Here is a 20,565-nt window from a genome sequence, read left to right as displayed (position 1 = left end):
AGGGGTATGTGAAAGAAGCCGTCAATCCATTTGCTGGCGATAGGGATCGCGAGCAAATATGGGAAATGCTTGTGCGCCGCGATATCGAGGCATTCGTGACCGAAAACTGGTCTCTGGTTGCCGATGATTTTGATGAACCGCGCTTTCTGGGCATCCATGCTCACGGTGAATCCGATCCCGATAAATGGGACGCAGCATTCCCGACACTTACCGCCTATCGCGATGAATGGCTGCGTCAGGCAGCGGAAAGCGCAGCAACGGAATATGCCGAATCTCTTGCAGACGGCGTTTTCCGTGCCACGCGACTCAACGTGATTGATATCAATGGCGATGTCGCTATTGCGCGTAAAAAGTTTGATGGGACCATCGCAAAAGCAGATGGAACACACGACAGGTTAAACTGGCAAACGCTTTATTTTTGCCGTCGCCACGGTGATCGCTGGCGTATCACCGGCTTCGTTGGATATATGGTTAATCGCTAATCCAGGCCGCTTCATTCACGTTGAAATTTCGGGCGCGGATCGCTTGATTTGTGCCCGTTTTTCTGGCAAATGACGCCAGATAAGGCATAAGTATAATCATACAAATTTACTGCAATTAAGCGAAATTATATTCTGCGAATACTAAATTGCCTCATGTCGCAGCTAATTGCATATTTGTCGCAGCTCGCTCGTGTGCAAGCCTTCCCCCGGATTACTATTAATGCCAGACTGGTTGATTAGTCCTCCCAATTGGACCTGTCGATCAGCTCGCATATTTCGTCGTGCAACCCATCAAAAATAATCATGGGAAGGGGTTGCGCCAAGATGAATCCGTCACTGTGGGTGGACATGTCGGGAAATGGCCTATATAAATACATCACACCAATCGCTAATCATTCTCAGTGGGTCAATCAACGCCTGCAAGTTGCGCATGTCCAATTCGCGCATGAATGAAGAAATAATGATGTTACAAAGGAGATTAAACCCGCCAGCACAGCGGGGTTAAACATAATGCATGGTATTTTATACAAGGAAGAAAGTATGAAGTCGCCTGCTAAGACCAAGATAAGCTTGAACGGCGTTTTTAAAGTCTTTGGCGACGATCCGGAGCGCGCAATGCAGGAATTGCGTGCAGGCAAATCAAAAGCCCAGATTCACAGTGATCTTGGTGCTACAATCGGCGTAGATGATGCGACCTTCGATATTAAAGAAGGCGAAGTATTCGTCATCATGGGCCTTTCTGGCTCAGGTAAATCGACGCTTCTGCGACTGCTCAATCGTCTGATAGAGCCAACGGCAGGTTCCATCGAAGTCGATGGCCGTGATATCGTTAAAATGTCGAAGCGCGAGCTGATTGATCTTCGCCGCCGCGACATGAGCATGGTGTTTCAATCCTTTGCTCTGCTCCCCAACCGTACAGTCTTGAACAACGCTTCATTCGGTCTCGAAGTGGCGGGAATGGGCGAGGCCGAACGCCACGAGAAAGCACTCAAAGCGTTAGCGGCTGTTGGGCTCGAACCTTATGCCAACTCTATGCCTGATCAGCTATCCGGCGGCATGAAGCAGCGCGTTGGACTTGCGAGAGCACTTGCGAGCGAACCGACCATTCTGCTGATGGATGAGGCTTTCTCTGCACTTGATCCGCTGATCCGCACGGAAATGCAGGATGAGCTGAAGCGTCTTCAGGCAGAACACAGCCGCACGATCATCTTCGTGAGCCATGATCTCGATGAAGCCATGCGTATTGGCGATCGTATCTGCATCATGCAGCACGGCAAGGTCGTACAGGTTGGAACGCCGAACGAAATCGTTTCTGCGCCCGCCAATGATTATGTACGCTCGTTCTTCCGTAATGTGGATGTCTCACGCGTCTTCAAAGCGGCGGATGTTGCGCGCGAGGATGAGTTGATCGTCTTCGATCCAGCGCAATTGTCTTCGGCACTTGAGCGTCTTGATGCCAGCGGCAAGTCTTACGGTGTTTTGCTTGATGGAGATCGCATTTATCGTGGCGTTGTCACACGGGATGCGCTCGCAAGCGGAAGCTTTAAGGCGGAGAGCGATCAGCTGGACGGTGCGGCCGCGATTCAGGCCGATGCTCCTCTTTCCGGTCTTTTGGTGCGTGTCGCTGAAAGCCCTTGGCCTGTGCCTGTCACCGACCGGCATAACCGCTATCTCGGCGCTATCAGTAAATCGGCTTTGCTTGAGACTCTCGGCCGCGCGGGTTGATCCGCGCGCTCATATTTTCTCAGGCATTCGGGTTTGATCCCGTATTGGACACCCGTATTGGACAATGTCCAGCCATAGGTAACTCGATCTGAAATGGACGGTAAACCATGGATCTGAATTTTAGTATCGGCGGATGGGCGGATGTAGTGGTGAACTACATTCTCGATCACTTTACGCCTGCGCTCGATATGATCGCAGCCACAATCGGTTTTGTGACCGATGGCATTCAAAATGCTCTTCTTGCAATTCCGCCTTTCGGTGGCATTGCTATTCTCACGCTGCTTGCGCTTTGGCGTGTGGGTTGGAAATTCGCAGTTTTCACAGTTTTTGCACTTGCTCTTATTATCCATATGGGATTGTGGAGCGGCACGATGGAGAGCCTGTCACTTGTGCTTGCCTCCACGATTATCGCAGTGGTGATTGGCATTCCGCTTGGTATCGCAATGGCGCGCAGCGATGCTGTCGCATCGGTGGTTCGCCCAGTGCTTGACTTGATGCAGACGATGCCTGCCTTCGTTTATCTCATTCCGGCAGCAATGTTTTTTGGCCTTGGCGCAGTGCCAGGCACGATTGCTACCGTCATTTTCGCCATGCCGCCTGTGGTGCGTCTCACCAATCTCGGCATCCGTCAGGTTCATGCTGAATTTGTTGAAGCGGGCCTCGCTTTTGGCTGCACCTCGCGCCAGCTGCTGTTCAAGGTACAGCTTCCGAACGCCATGCCTTCCATCATGGCGGGTATGAACCAGACGATCATGCTTTCGCTTTCGATGGTCGTTATCGCGTCGATGATTGGAGCGGGCGGCCTCGGCAACACGGTGTTGACCGGTATTCAGCGTCTGGATGTCGGTAAGGGGTTTGAAGGCGGTCTCGCGGTGGTCATTCTGGCGGTTATCCTCGACCGTATCACACAGAGCTTTGGCAAAAGAAATTCCGGGGGCTTGTTGGGCTTCTTCAAAAGGCTGTCCTTTATGAAAAAGACAGCAGATGAGCCATCCTCATCTGCGTTCCGCAAGCAGGAAGCATAAATAATAATAACGGGAACGACAGTTAATCACAAAGGAGAAGCCATGTTAGGAAAGCTAACAAAATTCGGTCTTGCAGCAGTGGTAGCAGGTAGCTTGTCTGCCGGAGCAGCCTTCGCGCAAGACGGCAAAACGGTGAAGATCGGCTGGGCTCCCTGGTCTGACGCAGAATTCGTCACCAAGCTCGCAGCCAAGCTGATCGAAGACAAGCTTGGTCAGAAGGTTGAGCTGGTTCAGACCGACGTAGCGCCGCTTTATCAAGGCGTAAGTCGTGGCGATATCGATGCCATGATGATGGCCTGGTTGCCGGAGACCCATGCTGATTATTACAAGCGTGTGGAAGACAAGGTCGAAAATCTTGGCCCGCTTTACGAAGGTGCAAAGCTTGGCTGGATTGTTCCAGACTATATCCCGGAAAGCGAAATCAGTTCGATTGAAGATCTGAAGAAGCCTGAAGTTCGTGAGAAGCTGAAAGGTGAAATTCAGGGCATCGATCCGGGTGCAGGTCTGACCCGTCTTTCGGACGAAGCAATCAAGAAATACGGCCTTGATTACAAGCTCAATATTTCCAGTGAAGCTGCAATGTTGACGACGGTTGATCGCGCAATGCGCTCGGACGGCTGGTTCGTCGCCACCTCTTGGAGCCCGCATTGGATGTTCGGCAAGTATAAGCTGCGCTACATTGCCGACCCTGAAGGTGCGCTTGGCGGTGCAGAACATATCGATGCTCTGGCTCGTAAGGGCTTCAAGGAAGAAAATCCAAAGGTTGCGTCTCTCCTTGAGAAGATGAGCATTCCAATCAATGAGCTGGAAGCTGCAATGTTCGATGCGCAGGAAACTTCTTACGAGAAGGCTGTCGACAAGTACATTGCCGATAATCCGGATCGGGTTAAAGAATGGCTTTCTGAATATGCTCGTTCTAACTTCTAGTTTTAATGCGCGTCCCGAAAATCGTTTTACATTTTTTGGGACGCGCTCTAAGACGCAGAAAAGCCCCGGCCTTTGCCGGGGCTTTTCTGTTTTTTTTCCATAAGATAGGCCTAAGTTTGCCTTACAGCATAATTACTTAAAATTGAATCAGTTTAAGGCGAAGTTATGCTGTAAATATACAGTGTTAGAGCGACCTTTGTGCGCCCAAAAAGGGCGCACGGCGCTCTAAAATTGAAAAGGAGCAGGCTCCTCCCCAAGAACCTGCTCCTTAATGCATCGCCCCCCGCCAAAGGGATGGTCGATGCTTGTTCTAAAAACTTGGAGCGACTTGTGCGCGCTCAAAAGGGCGCACGGCGCTCTAATAGTATTTCGATTAGGATGAACTTGTAGAGTTCACGAAAACTTTCAGCAACTTTAACGCACGTTACTTTATGGATGCAACTGGAATCTGTCATCCGATATGTCATTTTTGACATTTTTAGTCTTAAATCGAAAAGCTGGTAGTTTTAACGGGGTCTCAGTCCAGCCCGCAGGCGCGCAGAAACAGCGTCGAGACTTCTTTTTCGATGCGATCAAGGTCCAGCGGCTCGTCTTTGCTGAGCGACATCATGCTGCGAACCTGTGCTTCAAAATCCGCATAGTGCTGAGTAACTGCCCAGATATGCATCTGAAAAAGCAGAGGGTCCAAAGGCTTGATGCGACCGTCATCGACCCAGGACTGAATGAGCTTCACCGCATTGTGCGTTGCCGAGACGTGCTTCTTCCAGTGACGGCTCAGATAGGGCGCGCCATTGGCAATCTCGGTGGTAAAAAGACGAGAGGCCTTGGGGTTTTTCTGGCTATATTCGAGCTTGGCACGGATATATTGCCTGATCACCTTGGCCGGGTCTTCCTCGGTGCTGGCACCAAGGAAAATATCCTCCCACTCGTCGAGGATGAAGATGATAATATCCTCGTAGAGCTCTTCCTTGCTGGAAATATAGTAATGAAGTTGCGGCTTGGTGAGACCAGCACGTTGCGCGATGCCTTGCGTTGAAGCGCCCACAAGTCCTTTTTCCGCAAACTCATCAATGGCGGCTGTGCGAATAGCGCTTTGAATGCGACGCCTGCGGTCGAGAACCTTGTCCCGCCCTGTCAGATCGTCATCGTCATTCTGTTGGTTTGTCGTCATGCGCTCCAGCCGGCGTTGGCACGGAAGCCGCAGAGCGGCTTCCAGATTTTTAAAAGGCGCTTATTGGCCCAGTTGCTTCTTGATGTCGAGACCTGCGCCTTTGTTTACGAAGGCGTCGGTGGCAACCTTGGTCATATCCAGCTCATCACCGCTCACGATACCGGACTTACGAGCCAGTTCGTAGAATTCCTTGACTCGGTTCATATCGATGGCGCCGATACCCTTTTCCAGCGTGTCGCCACTGTCGATGAGCTTGAGGTCCTTAAGACGTGCAAGCTCTGCATCGAGCGTTTCCTTGCTCATATCAGCGTTGTCTTTGAGGATCAGCTCATAGGCCTTGCTGTTGTCGCCGTAGAGGAAGTTGGTCCAGCCTTCGATGGAAGCGGTCACAAAACGCTGTACGAGATCCGGGTTCTTTTCGATCAGATCCTGACGCGTTTCGATGGTGTTTGCATAGGTGCTATAACCCTGATCTGCGAGCAGGAAGGTTGTGACTTTCGCGCCTTCTTTCTCAGCATAGATCGGTTCTGCTGTTGCATAGGCCTGCTGCACGGTCTTCTTGTCGCCGAGGAACTGAGCAAGGCTATAGCCATAAGGGCGGAGCTGTTCGTCCTTGAAGCCAAAATCTTTCACCAGCCATGGCCAGAACGAGAACTGACCATCCTTGGAAATCAGGATTGTCTGTGCATTGACGAGGTCTTTGAAGTCCTTGTATTCGCCTTCATGCGCCATCAGTGCCTGCGGGTCTTTCTGATAGAAAGCCGCGACAACCGTTGTTGGTACGCCATTGGCAACATTGTTGAACGACAAAAGCAGATTGCCGGTCAGCAGAAAGTCGAGACGACCAGCGGCCAGCATTGGGCGATTGTTGACCTGAGGTCCGCCCATTTCGATCTTCACATCGAGGCCGTATTTCTCATAAGTGCCATCGGCAACAGCCTGATAAAAGCCGCCGTGACCAGCCTGCGCCAGCCAGTTGGTGCCGAGCGTCACCTTGTCGAGTGCATAGGCCATCTGTGCGGATAGGCCGAGCGAGAAAGCGGCGACTGCCGCAAAGAGTGCTTTTTTCATTTTGGTTCCCCTTGATTAGTCTTTTGCTACCATATCGGCTGTCCAGCCGCGGGTTTTGCCTGGATTAAGCAGACCATAAGGATCAGCCTGCTTCTTGAATTCGATCTGCGTACTGTCAATTTCCTTCATGCCGCCGTCTTCGATCGTATAGGCGTGAGGATCGTAAATATCGCAGCCGTCAACCTGTTCCAGCTCTTCGATCAAACGATACATCTCATCGCGACCTTCAAAGCGTACAAGCGGCAAGGCAAAAATCTGAACTTCGCCTTCCAGACGTGCCATTTCGTGATGCATATATTGCGTTTCACCGTAGCGTTCGATCTGACGTGTCACCACATCGATGTCGAACGGACGCGGATAGGCAACCTGCAAATAGGTCCAGCCCGGCTCTGCCTTCAGCGCCTGAAGGGTGGTGTGGTTCCAGCCGCATTCGTATGCAGGCTGAAGACCGGCTTTGTGCAGCTCATCCAGCGTCATCGAGAAGGAAACATTGCCGCCGAACTCCGTGGCCAACTGCTCGAAACGAGACAGTTCTTCCGGTGCAATCATCGCAAAAACCGCATCCTTGTCGGATGGGAAAAGATCACCAAACTTGGTGTAGAAGCGCGCAAAGCGGCGGTCTACCGTCGTCAGCAGATAGCAATCGAGGTTTTCTTCCAGCGCCTTGAGGCAGAATTTCAGCGTTGCTTCATAACTATCGAAGAGCGCTGCAGTATGCACCCATTCGGTTGCTTTGGTGAGGCCGATTTCGAGCTCTAAAATAATACCATTGGTGCCATAGGCATGCTGCACCTTATGGATGTCGCGGCCTGCCAGCTCAATGATTTTAGGCTCTGGCTCAACGGTCAGAACCTTGACCGAATAGACATTGCCATCGTCACGCAACATGCCGTGGCGCAGCGAACCGATGCCGCCCGAACCGCCTGAGAAAAAGCCGCCAATCGTGGCAATGCGACGGGTGGACGGATACATCAGCAGTTCCTGACCCGTTTCACGCACAGCATCATCGAGGCGCGAAATACGTGCGCCGCCTTCAACGCGAACCTTGCCCGGTTCGATTGCGATGATGCGGTCGATCTTGGTCATGTCGAGAATGACGCCGCCTTCAAGCGGAACGCACTGGCCGTAATTGCCGGTGCCGCCACCGCGAACGGTGATCGGAATGCGAAGCTTTGCTGCTGCGGCTGCCACGCGGCGCACTTCATCCTGATCTTTTGGGATGACGACGAGATCGCCCAAATAATGGCCGATGTCTTCCGTCAGGATTGGGCTATACCAGAAATAATCGCGGGACCGCAGTTCGACCTGCTTGGGGTCGTCATAAATGCGGATACCTTCGATTTCGGCGCGAAAGGCGGCCCAGTCATAGATGCGCTGTGGTGCGGCAGAATTCATGGGGTTCTCCGATTAAATTTTTGTACCATCGCGCCAAATGACGCGCGGCGCCTGCGGACGGCTGATAAGGTCGTTGATGTCTGTGGCGTCATGCCAGATAAAATTCGCAATCCCGCCTTCTTTCAGCGCTTCAACGCGGTCGCTTCCGATGAAACGCGCGGGCAGGGTGGTGATGCTGTCGAGCCATTCGACCGGCTCAAGGTGGCAGACCGGGGCTGCGAGGCGCAGAACCGAAAGCGGATCGTAATCGCCATAGGGATAGAAAGCGTCACGCACATTGTCTGAACCAAGCATGGCGTCCATGCCTGCATGACGTGCTTCTTTAAGCGGTGCTACACCGCGAAGACGTGGCGATTTTCCGCCAATCCTGTCTTGCAGATAGAGATTGGATGTCGGCAGCGATACAAGCGCTGTTCCCGCATCCGCAGCGGCATCAAGAATGCGGCTTAGTTCCTCGGGTGAACGCAGCGAAAGCGAACAGGCATGACCGCAAAGAACGCGGCCCCCCATATTGTGATGCTTGGTTGCAGAAACAATCAGCGAGAAGCCATCGGCTTCAACTTCAAGCCCTTCATCGACGTGAAAGTCGAGCTTGAGATCATGCTGCACGGCGACACGGAACATCTCTTCGATTTTGGCTTCAAGATCAGCATTGCGATAGAAGAAAGCGCCAAGGACGCCGCCATCTTTTGCCACGCGCTGGGCAATTGCAGCACCGCTATCAAGCACGATATCGCCATGGATAAGTGCTGCTAGCTCAAGGTCGATGCGGTCTTTCCATTCCTGACGCAGCTCGTTCAGCACCGGCCAGGCTGTCGGCACATCAGGTGTGGTCCAATCGACATGAGTTCGCATGGCACCAACGCCCTGCGCATAGGCTGTTTCCAGACCGCGTGTGGCGCGTGCGCGGATATCGTCGGAGTTCCAGCTCTCACGGTCGATATTCATCAGATCAATCGCATCAAACAGGCAATCAACTTTGGCGCTGCCACGCTCGGCTATGCGACCGATGGTGAATGTCTTGTCGAGATGCACATGCACATCAGCGAGAAGCGGTGTGATAAAGCCGCCGCCTGTTGCTTGCGAAGGCGTCAGCAAGGCAATGCGTCCGCCATCGATGCCGATATCATAGTGCCCGCTGCGACCCGCAACCGCGACGCCTTTGAGTAAATCAGCCTTGCCAATCTTATCTTTCACGACGGATCTCGCTTTCATGCCAGCGTCCCAGCACAAGGCGCGACAGCCAGCTTGTGATCAGGAAAATCACAATGCCAAGCAGCGAAACGAGGAACAGTGCAGCAAACATGCGCGGGATTTCGTTGCGGAAGCTCGATTCCAGAATACGCGAGGCCAGGCCAGTGCTTTGGCCGGCGCTGCCAGCAACGAATTCTGCCACCACAGCACCGATCAGCGAGAGCCCGCCAGCGATCTTGAGCGCAGCCATGAAGTAAGGCAGCGCGCTTGGAGCAAGCAGATAGCGCAGACGCTGCCATGGCGAGGCACGATAGAGCTTGAACAGATCGCGCAGATTATGATCGGCGCTACGCAGGCCGATAACCGTGTTTGACAGGATCGGAAAGAAGGCCACGATCCATGCGCAGATAAGCAAAGCTGAAAACGTATCGCGCACATAGATCAGGATCAGCGGTGCAATGGCAATGACCGGCGTTACCTGAAGAATGACGGCAAATGGAAAGAAAGCCATTTCAATCGGTCGCGACAGCGCGAAGATCATGCCAAGCAGTACGCCGCCGACAATGGCGCAGAGCAGCGAAATCAGCGTGAGTTTGACCGTGAACCACATCGACGTCATCAGCGATGGCCCGTCCTTAATCAGCGTTTCGACGATGAGCGACGGAGCAGGGATCAGATAATGCGGCACATTATAATAGCGCACCAGACCTTCCCAGATGCCAAGCGCGATGATGATCGCAAGCGTTGGCATGATGATCCGCAAGTTGCGGTCTCTGCGGGCGAGGCGATGTTGTTCGGAATTCAGAACAGGCGTTTGGTTTTGCATGATCCCTGTCCTCAATGGTCGATGTCTTGCGACGAAAGCGTTGCGGTGAGTGCATCGGAGACCGTCGCGCAATCCTTTGCGTAAGCTTCCGTGGTGCGGAAGTTTTCAGCGCGTGGATAGCTGCCTTCAATGGCAATATCGGCAACGACCCGTCCGGGACGTGCGGCCATGACGATGACGCGGTTAGAGAGATAGACGGATTCATAAACGCTGTGCGTGACGAAGACCACGGTGAGGCCGTGTTCCTGCCAGAGCCGCAACACATCATTGTTGAGCTTGAAGCGCGTCATTTCATCAAGCGCTGCAAAAGGCTCATCCATCAACAGAAGACGCGGACGCGTGACCAGTGCGCGGGCAATAGAAACGCGCATTTTCATGCCGCCCGAAAGTTCACGGGGATAGGCGTTGGCAAAGCGGGACAGGCCAACCTGAGTCAGCACTTCTTCCACGCGTGGCGTGGCTTCCTTGCGCGACATGCCGGAAAGACGGAGTGGCAAATAGACATTGTCAAAAACGCTGGCCCACGGCATCAGGGTAGGTTCCTGAAACACAAAGCCAATATCCTGCGCACCAATGGGCCCTTTGCCCGGTGCATGGCCATTGACGTGGATGTCGCCTGCCGAAATGGATTCAAGGCCTGCAATCATGCGAAGTGCTGTACTCTTTCCGCAGCCCGATGGGCCGAGGAAGCTTACGAACTGACCTTGTTCGATCTTGAGCGACATATCGCTGACCGCAATGACGCCTGTTCCATATTGCTTATAGACGCCGTTGATATCGATCAGGGAAGATGGGGTTTGCGAGTTGGGGGCCACGCTCATCGTCCTTACCAGGCAGGTTGATTATCGAGCCACGAGAGCGGCGCTCGTTCGATCTCAGCCAGAACCTCGACCAGCCGCTCGGCAGCAAAGTCGATGGTCTTGCGGCCTTTTTCAGCGGTGGCAATCGATGCGTCGCCGGCAGCGCCGTGAGCGTTGATGTCCTGCACCTGCCATGCTGGCTTTGCGCCACCGCTCAGTGAAAGATGCTTGTAATCAGAAGCCAACGTTTCGGTCAGTGTGCGGAAATTCTGCGCTTTCGACATATCCACCAGGTCCGGGTGGAATTCGAGCATGACAGAGGTTTCCATGTCGCCGGCATGGATGCCGTGCTTGAGATCGTGCTCGCTATAAACGCCTTCAGGCATTCCGAGGCCAAACCAGTTGACGCTGAACACCATCAAATTGTGTTTGATACGCAATTCGCGCGCCACAATGTCCATGACTGTGATCTGGCCGCCATGGCTGTTCAGCAGCGCCATTTTGCGAACGCCGCTTGCGGCAACGCAGGCGCCAATTTCACACCACATGCGAATGAGCGTTTCTGCCGAGAATGTCAGTGTGCCGGGATAAAGGCTGTGCTCATTGCTTTTGCCGATAGCTTGCGTTGGCAGGAACAGCGCTTTGCTTTCATCGGGAAGGCGGGCGATGGTTTCTTTCACCATGCCGTCCACAATCGCTGCATCCACTGCCAGAGGAAGGTGTGGTCCGTGCTGTTCGATCGCGCCAACGGGCAGAACTGCCACGATTTTATCGCGCTCCAGGCGGGAGAATGCCTCGCTCGTATACTCTGACCAATATCGTTTCAAGTGGAGGCTCCTGGCTGGCTGCTGGGGGTAGGCTGCGTGCTGAAGCAAAGAACTTACTAAACAATCTGACCGATCGGTCAAACTAAATGTTTAAAAAAATAGGGAGGCGTGCAATTAAGGTGTGAATCCGTGACGAATTCGCCACGCGACCGCCTGTCTCATGATTATGATGCGCGGGAAAATTCCGGAGGTCCTATGGACAACAGATGTATTATTATTGGCGCGGGCCATGCAGGTTCGCAGGCGGCAATCAGTCTGAGACAAGAAGGCTATGCGGGCGAGATCATCCTGATCAATGATGAGCAGGATATTCCCTATCACAAACCGCCGCTCTCCAAGTCCTATCTGAAGGCGCCGGAAGCAGGCATTCTGGTTCTACGTCCGGAAAGTACCTATCGCGATAATAATATAGAGATGCTTTTCGGGCACAGCGTTGAGCATGTGTCTCTGACTGACAAGACAGTCACGCTTGATGACGGCAAGGTGCTAAGCTGGTCGGAGCTGGTTTTTGCGACCGGTGCCCGCGCACGCATTCCTGACATGCCGGGTGTTGGTCTCGATGGCGTTGTCACGTTGCGCCGTTTGGGTGATGCGCGCCGCATTGCAGATATGATGCCGCGTGTTGAAAACGTGGTGATTATCGGTGGCGGCTTTATCGGTCTTGAAATGGCGCATAGTGCTGTAGCTCTTGGCAAGAAGACCGTACTGATCGAAGCAGCCCCTCGTGTGTTGGGTCGTTCGGTTGCCACACATATTTCGGCGCATGTTGAAACACGCAGCCGTGCGTCGGATATTACGCTTCTGACGGGCGTTGGCGTTGACGCGATTGAGGGTAAAGACGGCCGCGTTACAGGTGTGAAAGCGGCCAACGGCACGCTTTTTCCAGCTGATATGGTGGTGCTGGGGACGGGTGCTGTTCCAAATGTCGAGCTTGCGACCGAAGCCGGACTTGTTGTCGATAATGGCATCGTGGTGGATGAGCATATGCGTGCGTCGAGTGAGTATGTTTATGCGATTGGCGATTGCGTGAGCTATGACCATTTCCATGCAGGTCGTCGCGTACGACTGGAATCGGTGCAGAATGCAACCGATCAGGCCAAGCATGTTGCGCGCTCGATTGTCGGGCGCGGTACGCCGTTTCGTGATGTGGCTTGGTTCTGGTCGGATCAGGGTGACATGAAATTGCAGACCGCTGGGCTGTCGTTTGATGCCGACCGTCATATTCTGTCAGGCAATCTCGAAGATAATGCATTCTCGGTGTTTCATTTTGCAGGCGAAAAGCTGGTTGCGGTCGATTCTATTAACCGTCCGGCTGATCACATGATTGCCCGGCGGCTGCTTGCAGCGGGTATCAATCCCACCGAAGACGATATTGCAGCGGGTGCTGCACGGCTCAAAGAATTGCTGGCATCAGCACCAAAAGCCTAAGGACATAAAATGACTGTTTTGAAACATTTGCTGCCAGCCGATATGGCTGCTCCCTTTGCCGCCTATAGTCATGGCGTGAAGGTGGGTGCGGGTGCCGAGCTGATATTCTGCTCCGGCCAGCTTGGCATTGCGCCAGATGGATCGGTGCCGGAAGATGCAGGCGCGCAGGCAGAGCTTTGCTTTGAAAACATCGGTCGCATTTTGCGCAATGGCGGCATGGAACTTTTCGATGTCGTGCGTATCAATGCCTATGTGACGGATCGCGCTTATATGCGTCCCTATATGGATGTGCGTGATCGCCTGTTTCCGCAGCCCGCACCGGCTTCAACGCTGATGATCGTTTCCGGCTTTACACGGGAAGAATTCAAGGTCGAAATCGAGGTTGTGGCGGCTACAGCATAATTCCTTAAACCTGAATCAGTTTAAGGTAAAATTATGCTGTAAATATAAACTGTTAGAGCGACCTTTGCGCGCCCAAAAGGGCGCACGGCGCTCTAAGTAAGCAGCGATTTCCCATGCGCTTATCACGATAAAGCGTATCGCCTTTGCCTGAAAGGAGTGGTAGGGTTGTCCGACATCCTCCATTCCCTTCAGGCACATTCATGTCAAAAATTCAAACTTCGGCTTCGTTGCCGGAAACTTCGTCACGTTCGCCTGCGCGACTGGCGGAACTCGCACTCGCTATTGGCGGCTTCGGTATCGGCACAGGCGAATTCGCGATCATGGCACTTTTGCCGGATATCGCACGCGATCTTCAGGTCGATATGCCCTCAGCGGGTCATCTCATAAGTTCTTATGCGTTGGGTGTGTTGATCGGTGCGCCGGTGCTTGCAGTTATTGGTGCAAAGCTTGATCGCCGCAAACTGCTCTTTCTTTTCATGGGACTGTTTGCACTCGGCAATCTGGCCAGTGCATTCATGCAGGACTATACCGGTCTTTATATCATGCGTTTTGTTGCGGGCTTTCCGCATGGCGCTTATTTTGGGGTTGCGTCGCTGGTGGCTGCTTCCATGGCGGCGCCCGGAAAGCGTGCGCAAGCCGTTGGCCGCGTGATGATGGGGCTGACCGTTGCAACATTGTGCGGAACGCCTTTGGCGACATGGCTCGGACAAGTGGCCGGTTGGCGTGCAATGTTTGCAGCTGTTGGCCTGATCGCTATCGTCACGATGGTGTTGGTTACGATATATGTGCCCAAGCAGCCTGCAGACGAAGGCGCTTCTCCGCTACGTGAGCTTGGTGCCTTCCGTCGCAAGCAGGTCTGGCTGACCCTTGGAATAGGCGCGATTGGCACCGGCGGACTGTTCTCCGTCTTCACTTATGTGGCTGCTACCGTGACTGAAGTTTCGCATGTCGACGTGAAATGGATGCCACTGGTCTTTGCCACATTCGGGCTTGGTATGGTGCTTGGCAACATCGTTGGTTCAAAGCTGACTGACCGCACTGTGATGGGCACTGTTGGAATGGTGCTGCTCTACGACATGGCCGTCATGCTGGCATTTCCATTTTTGATGCAGCATCCAGCCACAGCATTCTTAAACATATTGCTGGTTGGCGGTGGCTTTGCGCTAGTTCCAGCATTGCAGACGCGCCTTATGGATGTTGCGGCGGATGCGCAGACATTGGCAGCAGCGCTTAATCATTCAGCACTCAATCTTGCCAATGCGATTGGCGCGTCACTGGGTGGTTTGGCGGTTGCATGGGGATTTGGCTGGACTTCAACCGGAACGGTCGGTGCGCTTCTGGCAGTTGCCGGTCTTGTCGTGTTTGCAATCTCTATCGCACTGGATCGGATGGGTCGCGAAAAGTCGGCGCTTGCGATACAGGAGGCTGCATAAAGCATTTCCAGCAAAAGTGCGAAACGGTTTTGCATAGGATAATGCGTAAAAACAAAAACTTACAGCGGCTCCAATGATTCAGTCTTAACTGGAGCCGCTGTTAAAAAAAACAACACCCGCCGCGGGAGGAGCGGCGGGTGTCATTTAGGGTAAGACCGGCTTGGGAGGAGGAGTTCCGGTCTTGCGGTCACCGGGGGAATGGGAGGAAAACGCCCCGGCAAAAACCTTGGAAACTGTGAGGACCGCGTGGTTTAAAGGGTCGCGGTCCAGAAAAAGGCGTGTGCCTTTCGAGGCGCTATTAGCGAGCAGCTGCCTTGCGTGCAACGAACGGGATTTCCGAAGCAAGAATGCCAAGGTCGTTCAGTTCGCGTGGGCTCAGGCGGCTCAGTTCATTTACCGTGTTACGGTAGCGGCGCCAGTTGTTGTACGAGCGGATCAGGTTCATTTTTCTCACCTAGTAAAATCTTATCTCTCTGTGTTGCGAACAGCATATAGGCTCGATGATTTCGGAAGTGGAGAGACAGATTTGCATAGCTGCTGTGCAATTTAGCCTGTCGATTGCATGGCTTTTGCGCAGCTTGGTCATTTTATAATCACAATCATCATGCCGACTGCCCAAATCACCAATTTGAGCGCCCTTTATGGCCTCAATCCTTAATGGATTGTAAATTTCCAGCCATATTCACTAATGTAAGGGACTTTGTTAGAGGGTTCTTTTGCGCTTTCGGGAAAGATCGATTTTTGTCGCAAAATCCCCGGGAATTGTCGTCTCGTGACAATAATTATACATGACACCAGAAACGGTTTAAGCTAAGTGACTTATGTCGTGTGATGGAGCGTTGCGTTTTACGAGAATGTTCTGTCACTGTTTGTCTGCGGGAGAGAGCTGACGCAAGTTGGCCACCGAAGGGGAAATCGCCCGAAATCTCTCAGGTACAAGGAACCGCAGACGGGTAAGGCAACTCTGGAAAGTCGGGGGAAACCCCGCGCCGAAGGTGTAAGTATAGCTTTATAGCTATGCGAGTCTCTCAGGCTTGAGACAGAGGGGCACGAAGCAACCGCATTTCGCGGAGGCATACGTGCGACTCTGGAGTTGTTATGGGCGATACCGCACACTTGAATACCCTGCCTTTGCAGGATCTGCATGAGGAAGCTGGCGCACGCTTTGGCGGTTTTGCTGGCTGGAACATGCCGATCACCTATCCGCTTGGCGTGATGAAGGAACATCTTCATACGCGTGAGCATGTCGGTCTTTTCGATATTTCTCATATGAAGCTGATTGAAGTTTCGGGCGCAGATGCAATCGCGCTTTTGAGCGAAACCTGTCCGCTTGATCCTTCGGTTCTGAAAACCGGTCAGTCGAAATATACTTTCTTTCTCAATGACCAAGGCGGCGTTCTTGATGATCTTATCGTCACGCGCCTTGGCGAAGACAGTTTCATGGTCGTTGCCAATGCGGGCAACGCTGATGCCGATATTGAGCATCTCAATGAAGCAGCATCTGGCAAGGATGTAACGGTCAATCCACTGGATCGCGTTTTCCTGGCCATTCAGGGTCCGGAAGCCGAAAGCGTCATTACCGATGCCGGTCTTAAAGGTGCAGAGCTCGGCTTTATGAGCGGCTTTGAACCTAATCCTAACTGGTTCATGACCCGTTCGGGCTATACCGGCGAAGATGGTTTTGAAGTTGGCTTGCCTGCCGATGAGGCGCGCGCGCTTGCAACCAAGCTTCTGGCTGACGAACGCGTCGAATGGATCGGTCTTGCTGCCCGCGATTCCTTACGCCTTGAAGCGGGTCTTTGCCTGCACGGTCAGGATATTACGCCGGAAACCGATCCGGTCTCTGCTGGTCTTACATGGGCAATCACCAAGTCAGTGCGTGAAAAGGCTGCCTTTAATGGCGCCAAAGCCGTTCTGGATGCGATTGCCAAGGGTGCAACCGCCAAGCGTGTTGGCCTTAAGCCGGAAGGCCGCCAGCCAGTGCGTGGCGGCGCAGAACTTTTCGACGAATCCGGTTTTCAGATCGGCACCGTCACATCGGGTGGCTTCGGCCCATCCGCAGGTTTCCCGGTTGCTATGGGTTATGTCGAGGCAAGCCTCGCAGTCCCCGGCACCCGCATTTTCGCAGACGTCCGCGGTAACAAGGTTCCCGTTGATGTTCATGCACTTCCCTTCACACCGCATCGCTATCGCAAAGGATGATTTCCATGGCCAATATCCTGTTCACCGAAGATCATGAGTGGATCAGCGTCGAAGGTGGCGTTGCCACTGTCGGCATCACGATCCACGCACAGGAACAGCTGGGCGACCTCGTATTCGTAGATCTTCCGGAAGTCGGCCGCACCGTTTCCAAGGGCGAAGGCATCGTCGTTGTTGAATCGGTCAAGGCCGCTTCCGACGTTTATGCTCCGGTCGATGGCGAAGTGGTTGAAGTTAACGACGCCGTTTCGAGTGATCCAGCTCTGATCAATCAGGCTGCAGAAGGTGAAGGCTGGCTGTTCAAGCTCAAGCTTTCCGATGAAGGCCAGCTTTCTGGACTTCTCGACAAGGCTGGTTACGACAAACTTGTAGGATAAAAAGATGACGCAACAGGTTCTCCCCTTTGTTGCCCGTCATATCGGGCCACGCGTAGAAGACGAGCGCGCAATGCTTGCAGCGCTCGGTCTTCCTTCCATGGAAACACTGATCACGCAGGCTGTTCCGGCATCCATCCGCTTGAACCGCGCGCTTGATCTGCCAGCGGCTTTGAGCGAACACGCAGCACTTGCCGAGCTCAATGAAATCATGGGCCGCAATGTGGTGAAGAAGAGCTTCATCGGTGCGGGCTATCATGGTGTGCAGACGCCACCTGTCATTCAGCGCAACCTGTTTGAAAATCCGGCCTGGTACACGGCTTACACGCCTTACCAGTCGGAAATCAGCCAGGGTCGTCTGGAGCTTCTGTTCCACTTCCAGACGCTCGTTGCCGAGCTTTCCGGTTTGCCGGTTGCCTGTGCATCGCTGCTGGATGAAGCAACTGCCGTTGCTGAAGCTGTGGGCGTTGCTGTTCGTCATCACCGCGACAAGCGCTCGCGCATTCTGCTTGCAGGGGATCTGCATCCGCAGAGCGTAGATGTGATCAACACCCGCGCAGAGCCGCTTGGCTGGCAGATTGAAGCCGGAAGTGCTGTTGACGACAACACCGCTGCCGTCATCGTTCCATGGCCGGATACGCGCGGCGTTTATGGTGACTTCACCGCTGTCATCGCCGATGCAAAGGCCAAGGGTGCTTTGGTTATCGCCGTTGCCGATCCGCTGGCGCTGACCATTCTGGAAGCGCCTGCCAAGTGGGGCGCTGACATGGCTGTCGGCTCCATGCAGCGCTATGGCGTTCCAATGGGCTTTGGCGGTCCACACGCTGCATATCTCGCAGTATCTGAGCCACTGACGCGTATCATTCCGGGCCGTATCGTTGGTCAGTCGGTCGATGCGCATGGCCGTGCCGCTTATCGTCTGGCTCTTCAGACGCGTGAGCAGCATATCCGCCGCGACAAGGCGACTTCCAACATCTGTACCGCGCAGGCACTCCTCGCCAATATGGCTGCATCCTTTGCCATCTGGCATGGTCCTGCTGGCCTTCAGGCTATTGCAACGCGTGTTGCCGGTCTTGCGTCTCGCTTCGCAACGGGCCTCAAGGCTGCTGGCGTCGAAATCGCGGGCGATAGCCTATTCGACACCGTAAGCGTCAAGGTTTCCGGCAAGGCGCAGGCCATTGCTGACGAAGCTGACAAGGGCGGTCGTCTCATCCGCATCATTGATGCGGATACGGTTGGCGTCACCTTTGACGAAACTTCGACGGAAGACGATCTTGCAGCACTCGCCGTTCTGTTTGGCGCAAAGCCAGTCGGTAACGACGATCTGCTGGTTCCGGGCAAAGGCCGTGGTGAAGGCTTCCTGACACAGGACGTATTCCATTCGCACCGTTCGGAAACCGAGATGATGCGCTTCCTGCGTCGTCTGGCGGACAAGGATCTGGCGCTTGATCGTGCGATGATCCCGCTCGGCTCCTGCACGATGAAGCTCAATGCGGCAGCAGAAATGATGCCGGTGAGCTGGAACACGGTTGCCAATCTGCATCCGTTCGCGCCGGCCGCACAGACGACCGGCTATGCCAAGATGACCTCGGACGTCGAAGCATGGCTTTGCGAAATCACCGGGTTTGCAGGCGTATCGCTGCAGCCAAATGCTGGTAGTCAGGGCGAATATGCGGGTCTTCTCGCAATCCGTCACTATCACCAGTCACGTGGCGAAGGTCATCGCAACATCTGCCTTATCCCATCGTCTGCACATGGCACCAATCCTGCCAGCGCATCGATGGCTGGCATGAGCGTTGTGGTCGTCAATTGCCGTCCGGATGGCGATATCGACATTGATGATCTGAAAGCCAAGGCTGAGAAGCATCGCGATAATCTTGCGGCGTTCATGATTACCTATCCGTCGACCTATGGCGTGTTCGAAGAAGGCATCAAGGCTTTCTGCGAGATCGTCCATGACAATGGCGGTCAGGTCTATTTCGACGGCGCAAACCTCAATGCACTCGTCGGCCTCGCGCGTCCTTGCGATATTGGTGCTGACGTTTGCCACATGAATCTGCACAAGACCTTCTGCATTCCGCATGGCGGCGGCGGTCCGGGTGTTGGTCCGATTGGTGTGGCCAAGCATCTGGTGCCTTACCTGCCGGGCCATGTTGATCTCGGTTCCAAGCACGCTGTTTCCGCAGCACCGTTTGGCAGTGCATCCATTCTGGTCATTACGTGGATGTATATCCGCATGATGGGCGGCGCGGGTCTCAAGAAGGCAACCGAGGCTGCAATCCTCAACGCCAACTACATCGCGCATCGTCTGAAGGACGCTTATCCGATCCTTTACACCGGCGCACATGATCGTGTGGCGCATGAGTGCATCGTGGATACGCGTGTTCTCAAGGATAGCGCAGGCATCACCGTGGAAGACGTGGCCAAGCGCCTCATCGACTATGGTTTCCATGCACCGACCATGTCATGGCCGGTTGCCGGAACGCTGATGATTGAGCCAACCGAGTCTGAGCCGAAGTCGGAAATCGATCGTCTTTGCGATGCAATGATTGCCATTGCAGGCGAAGCAAAGAAGGTTGCCGATGGTGTCTGGCCTGCGGATGACAATCCACTTGCCAATGCACCGCACACCGCAGGCGACACGCTGGCAACGGAATGGACACATCCTTACACCCGTGAGGAAGCAGTGTTTCCGGGAAGCGCGTTAAGTGGTGATTTTGACACGACGGCGAAATATTGGCCGCCTGTCAGCCGCATCGACAATGTGGGCGGCGACAGAAATCTAATCTGTTCTTGCCCACCGGTTGCATCTTACGGCTGATACAACTCATCGGTCGCATATTAACGCTTTGTAAAGTGACAGGTCGGAGCGGTACTCTATCGCTCCGACAGAAATAAAATTACCACGTTCGGACGCAGATTTTGTTTGTCGGCGAAAGAAGTTGGAATGCCTTTTTACAGCCTGAATAATGATGAGAACCATGTTCTTTGACAGTCATTTCCGGCGAGAAAACAGGCATTGTTTTTGAAAGCGCTGCGGTAACGCGGCGCTTTTTATTTTAGTTCTAACTTACTGAAATTTAGGCAAAAAAAGAGCCGGACTAAAAAGTCCGGCTAAGTTATGAAGGTGCCATAAAGGCAAACCTCCAGAGGGGAACACTTACCGCGCGCAATGGGAGGAGGCGCAAGCGGTAAGCACCTGTCATATGGACCGGTTGCAACCATTCTTCAACCCCTGAAACGCGAAATTTTTGACCATTTCGGAAAATTCTGAAACTTTTCGGAA

The 20,565-nt window shown here is 53.6% G+C and carries 18 protein-coding genes and 1 riboswitch; of the genes, 10 read left to right on the top strand and 8 right to left on the bottom strand.

Features of this window, described 5'->3' with window-relative positions:
- The first annotated feature begins 8 nt into the window (after positions 1 to 8).
- The 4 genes from RT142_RS07295 to RT142_RS07280 all read left to right on the top strand — a co-directional run bounded on the left by RT142_RS07295 (position 9) and on the right by RT142_RS07280 (position 4,159).
- Positions 9 to 482: a hypothetical protein gene (locus tag RT142_RS07295; RefSeq protein WP_064321843.1), complete on the top strand. Its 474-nt coding sequence runs from the start codon at positions 9 to 11 to the stop codon at positions 480 to 482.
- Between the two features lie 540 nt (positions 483 to 1,022).
- Positions 1,023 to 2,207 (top strand): glycine betaine/L-proline ABC transporter ATP-binding protein ProV, encoded by a 1,185-nt coding sequence (gene proV, locus RT142_RS07290; protein ID WP_007879568.1) that lies wholly within the window; start codon positions 1,023 to 1,025, stop codon positions 2,205 to 2,207.
- Between the two features lie 107 nt (positions 2,208 to 2,314).
- Positions 2,315 to 3,232: an ABC transporter permease gene (locus tag RT142_RS07285; RefSeq protein ID WP_007879566.1), complete on the top strand. Its 918-nt coding sequence runs from the start codon at positions 2,315 to 2,317 to the stop codon at positions 3,230 to 3,232.
- A gap of 42 nt (positions 3,233 to 3,274) precedes the next feature.
- Positions 3,275 to 4,159 (top strand): glycine betaine ABC transporter substrate-binding protein, encoded by an 885-nt coding sequence (locus tag RT142_RS07280; protein ID WP_313028139.1) that lies wholly within the window; start codon positions 3,275 to 3,277, stop codon positions 4,157 to 4,159.
- A 517-nt stretch (positions 4,160 to 4,676) separates the two neighbouring features.
- Here RT142_RS07280 and RT142_RS07275 read toward each other — a convergent pair.
- Genes RT142_RS07275 through RT142_RS07245 form a run of 7 tightly spaced genes read right to left on the bottom strand, consistent with a single transcriptional unit; the run spans position 4,677 to position 11,443 of the window.
- Positions 4,677 to 5,330, bottom strand: coding sequence for a TetR family transcriptional regulator C-terminal domain-containing protein (locus RT142_RS07275; protein WP_007879563.1), 654 nt, complete (start codon positions 5,328 to 5,330; stop codon positions 4,677 to 4,679).
- A 60-nt stretch (positions 5,331 to 5,390) separates the two neighbouring features.
- Positions 5,391 to 6,401 (bottom strand): ABC transporter substrate-binding protein, encoded by a 1,011-nt coding sequence (locus RT142_RS07270; protein WP_007879561.1) that lies wholly within the window; start codon positions 6,399 to 6,401, stop codon positions 5,391 to 5,393.
- Between the two features lie 15 nt (positions 6,402 to 6,416).
- Complete coding sequence (locus RT142_RS07265) at positions 6,417 to 7,796, bottom strand: FAD-binding oxidoreductase (RefSeq protein WP_313028137.1); 1,380 nt, start codon at positions 7,794 to 7,796, stop codon at positions 6,417 to 6,419.
- 12 nt (positions 7,797 to 7,808) lie between these two features.
- Complete coding sequence (locus RT142_RS07260) at positions 7,809 to 9,011, bottom strand: amidohydrolase family protein (protein WP_313028136.1); 1,203 nt, start codon at positions 9,009 to 9,011, stop codon at positions 7,809 to 7,811.
- A complete protein-coding gene (locus RT142_RS07255; RefSeq protein ID WP_313028134.1) occupies positions 8,983 to 9,816 on the bottom strand; it encodes an ABC transporter permease in 834 nt (277 codons plus the stop codon). The genes RT142_RS07260 and RT142_RS07255 overlap by 29 nt, the downstream gene beginning before the upstream one ends.
- Positions 9,817 to 9,827: 11 nt before the next feature.
- On the bottom strand, positions 9,828 to 10,637 hold the full coding sequence (locus RT142_RS07250; protein ID WP_064321837.1) for an ABC transporter ATP-binding protein: 810 nt from the start codon (positions 10,635 to 10,637) through the stop codon (positions 9,828 to 9,830).
- A gap of 5 nt (positions 10,638 to 10,642) precedes the next feature.
- Complete coding sequence (locus tag RT142_RS07245) at positions 10,643 to 11,443, bottom strand: creatininase family protein (RefSeq protein ID WP_112813886.1); 801 nt, start codon at positions 11,441 to 11,443, stop codon at positions 10,643 to 10,645.
- 195 nt (positions 11,444 to 11,638) lie between these two features.
- On the opposite strand from RT142_RS07245, the gene RT142_RS07240 reads away from it, so the two are divergent.
- The 3 genes from RT142_RS07240 to RT142_RS07230 all read left to right on the top strand — a co-directional run bounded on the left by RT142_RS07240 (position 11,639) and on the right by RT142_RS07230 (position 14,706).
- Positions 11,639 to 12,871 (top strand): NAD(P)/FAD-dependent oxidoreductase, encoded by a 1,233-nt coding sequence (locus RT142_RS07240; protein ID WP_313028132.1) that lies wholly within the window; start codon positions 11,639 to 11,641, stop codon positions 12,869 to 12,871.
- A 9-nt stretch (positions 12,872 to 12,880) separates the two neighbouring features.
- Entirely contained in the window at positions 12,881 to 13,273 is a 393-nt protein-coding gene (locus RT142_RS07235; protein ID WP_313028130.1) for a RidA family protein, read from the top strand.
- 200 nt (positions 13,274 to 13,473) lie between these two features.
- A complete protein-coding gene (locus RT142_RS07230) occupies positions 13,474 to 14,706 on the top strand; it encodes an MFS transporter (RefSeq protein WP_313028129.1) in 1,233 nt (410 codons plus the stop codon).
- A 298-nt stretch (positions 14,707 to 15,004) separates the two neighbouring features.
- Here RT142_RS07230 and RT142_RS07225 read toward each other — a convergent pair whose 3' ends face one another.
- Complete coding sequence (locus tag RT142_RS07225; RefSeq protein ID WP_007879540.1) at positions 15,005 to 15,151, bottom strand: DUF1127 domain-containing protein; 147 nt, start codon at positions 15,149 to 15,151, stop codon at positions 15,005 to 15,007.
- Between the two features lie 421 nt (positions 15,152 to 15,572).
- A riboswitch (glycine riboswitch) is annotated at positions 15,573 to 15,662 on the top strand.
- A gap of 142 nt (positions 15,663 to 15,804) precedes the next feature.
- Between RT142_RS07225 and gcvT the strand changes: the two genes are divergently transcribed.
- From gcvT to gcvP, 3 genes are read left to right on the top strand one after another with little or no spacing between them, the layout of a single operon-like run.
- Positions 15,805 to 16,908, top strand: coding sequence for a glycine cleavage system aminomethyltransferase GcvT (gene gcvT / locus RT142_RS07220; RefSeq protein ID WP_313028127.1), 1,104 nt, complete (start codon positions 15,805 to 15,807; stop codon positions 16,906 to 16,908).
- A gap of 5 nt (positions 16,909 to 16,913) precedes the next feature.
- A complete protein-coding gene (gene gcvH / locus RT142_RS07215; RefSeq protein ID WP_007879538.1) occupies positions 16,914 to 17,282 on the top strand; it encodes a glycine cleavage system protein GcvH in 369 nt (122 codons plus the stop codon).
- Positions 17,283 to 17,286: 4 nt separating this feature from the next.
- Positions 17,287 to 20,100 carry an aminomethyl-transferring glycine dehydrogenase gene (gene gcvP, locus RT142_RS07210; protein ID WP_313028126.1) on the top strand — a complete coding sequence of 938 codons (2,814 nt, stop codon included), beginning with the start codon at positions 17,287 to 17,289 and terminating at the stop codon, positions 20,098 to 20,100.
- The last annotated feature ends 465 nt before the right edge of the window (positions 20,101 to 20,565 follow it).

Source organism: Brucella sp., from assembly GCF_032066345.1.
Lineage (GTDB): Bacteria > Pseudomonadota > Alphaproteobacteria > Rhizobiales > Rhizobiaceae > Brucella > Brucella pseudogrignonensis.
The sequence above is the reverse complement of the archived record's forward strand: the minus strand, read 5'-3'. Positions and strand labels throughout refer to the sequence as shown.

Excerpts from the sequence above, each read along its gene's own strand:
- RT142_RS07250 (WP_064321837.1), bottom strand. The coding sequence starts at position 10,637 with ATGAGCGTGGCCCCCAACTCGCAAACCCCATCTTCCCTGATCGATATC.
- RT142_RS07230 (WP_313028129.1), top strand. The coding sequence starts at position 13,474 with ATGTCAAAAATTCAAACTTCGGCTTCGTTGCCGGAAACTTCGTCACGT.
- RT142_RS07280 (WP_313028139.1), top strand. The coding sequence starts at position 3,275 with ATGTTAGGAAAGCTAACAAAATTCGGTCTTGCAGCAGTGGTAGCAGGT.
- RT142_RS07255 (WP_313028134.1), bottom strand. The coding sequence starts at position 9,816 with ATGCAAAACCAAACGCCTGTTCTGAATTCCGAACAACATCGCCTCGCC.
- RT142_RS07275 (WP_007879563.1), bottom strand. The coding sequence starts at position 5,330 with ATGACGACAAACCAACAGAATGACGATGACGATCTGACAGGGCGGGAC.
- gcvH (WP_007879538.1), top strand. The coding sequence starts at position 16,914 with ATGGCCAATATCCTGTTCACCGAAGATCATGAGTGGATCAGCGTCGAA.
- RT142_RS07235 (WP_313028130.1), top strand. The coding sequence starts at position 12,881 with ATGACTGTTTTGAAACATTTGCTGCCAGCCGATATGGCTGCTCCCTTT.
- RT142_RS07265 (WP_313028137.1), bottom strand. The coding sequence starts at position 7,796 with ATGAATTCTGCCGCACCACAGCGCATCTATGACTGGGCCGCCTTTCGC.
- RT142_RS07240 (WP_313028132.1), top strand. The coding sequence starts at position 11,639 with ATGGACAACAGATGTATTATTATTGGCGCGGGCCATGCAGGTTCGCAG.
- gcvT (WP_313028127.1), top strand. The coding sequence starts at position 15,805 with ATGGGCGATACCGCACACTTGAATACCCTGCCTTTGCAGGATCTGCAT.
- gcvP (WP_313028126.1), top strand. The coding sequence starts at position 17,287 with ATGACGCAACAGGTTCTCCCCTTTGTTGCCCGTCATATCGGGCCACGC.
- RT142_RS07225 (WP_007879540.1), bottom strand. The coding sequence starts at position 15,151 with ATGAACCTGATCCGCTCGTACAACAACTGGCGCCGCTACCGTAACACG.
- proV (WP_007879568.1), top strand. The coding sequence starts at position 1,023 with ATGAAGTCGCCTGCTAAGACCAAGATAAGCTTGAACGGCGTTTTTAAA.
- RT142_RS07285 (WP_007879566.1), top strand. The coding sequence starts at position 2,315 with ATGGATCTGAATTTTAGTATCGGCGGATGGGCGGATGTAGTGGTGAAC.
- RT142_RS07270 (WP_007879561.1), bottom strand. The coding sequence starts at position 6,401 with ATGAAAAAAGCACTCTTTGCGGCAGTCGCCGCTTTCTCGCTCGGCCTA.
- RT142_RS07260 (WP_313028136.1), bottom strand. The coding sequence starts at position 9,011 with ATGAAAGCGAGATCCGTCGTGAAAGATAAGATTGGCAAGGCTGATTTA.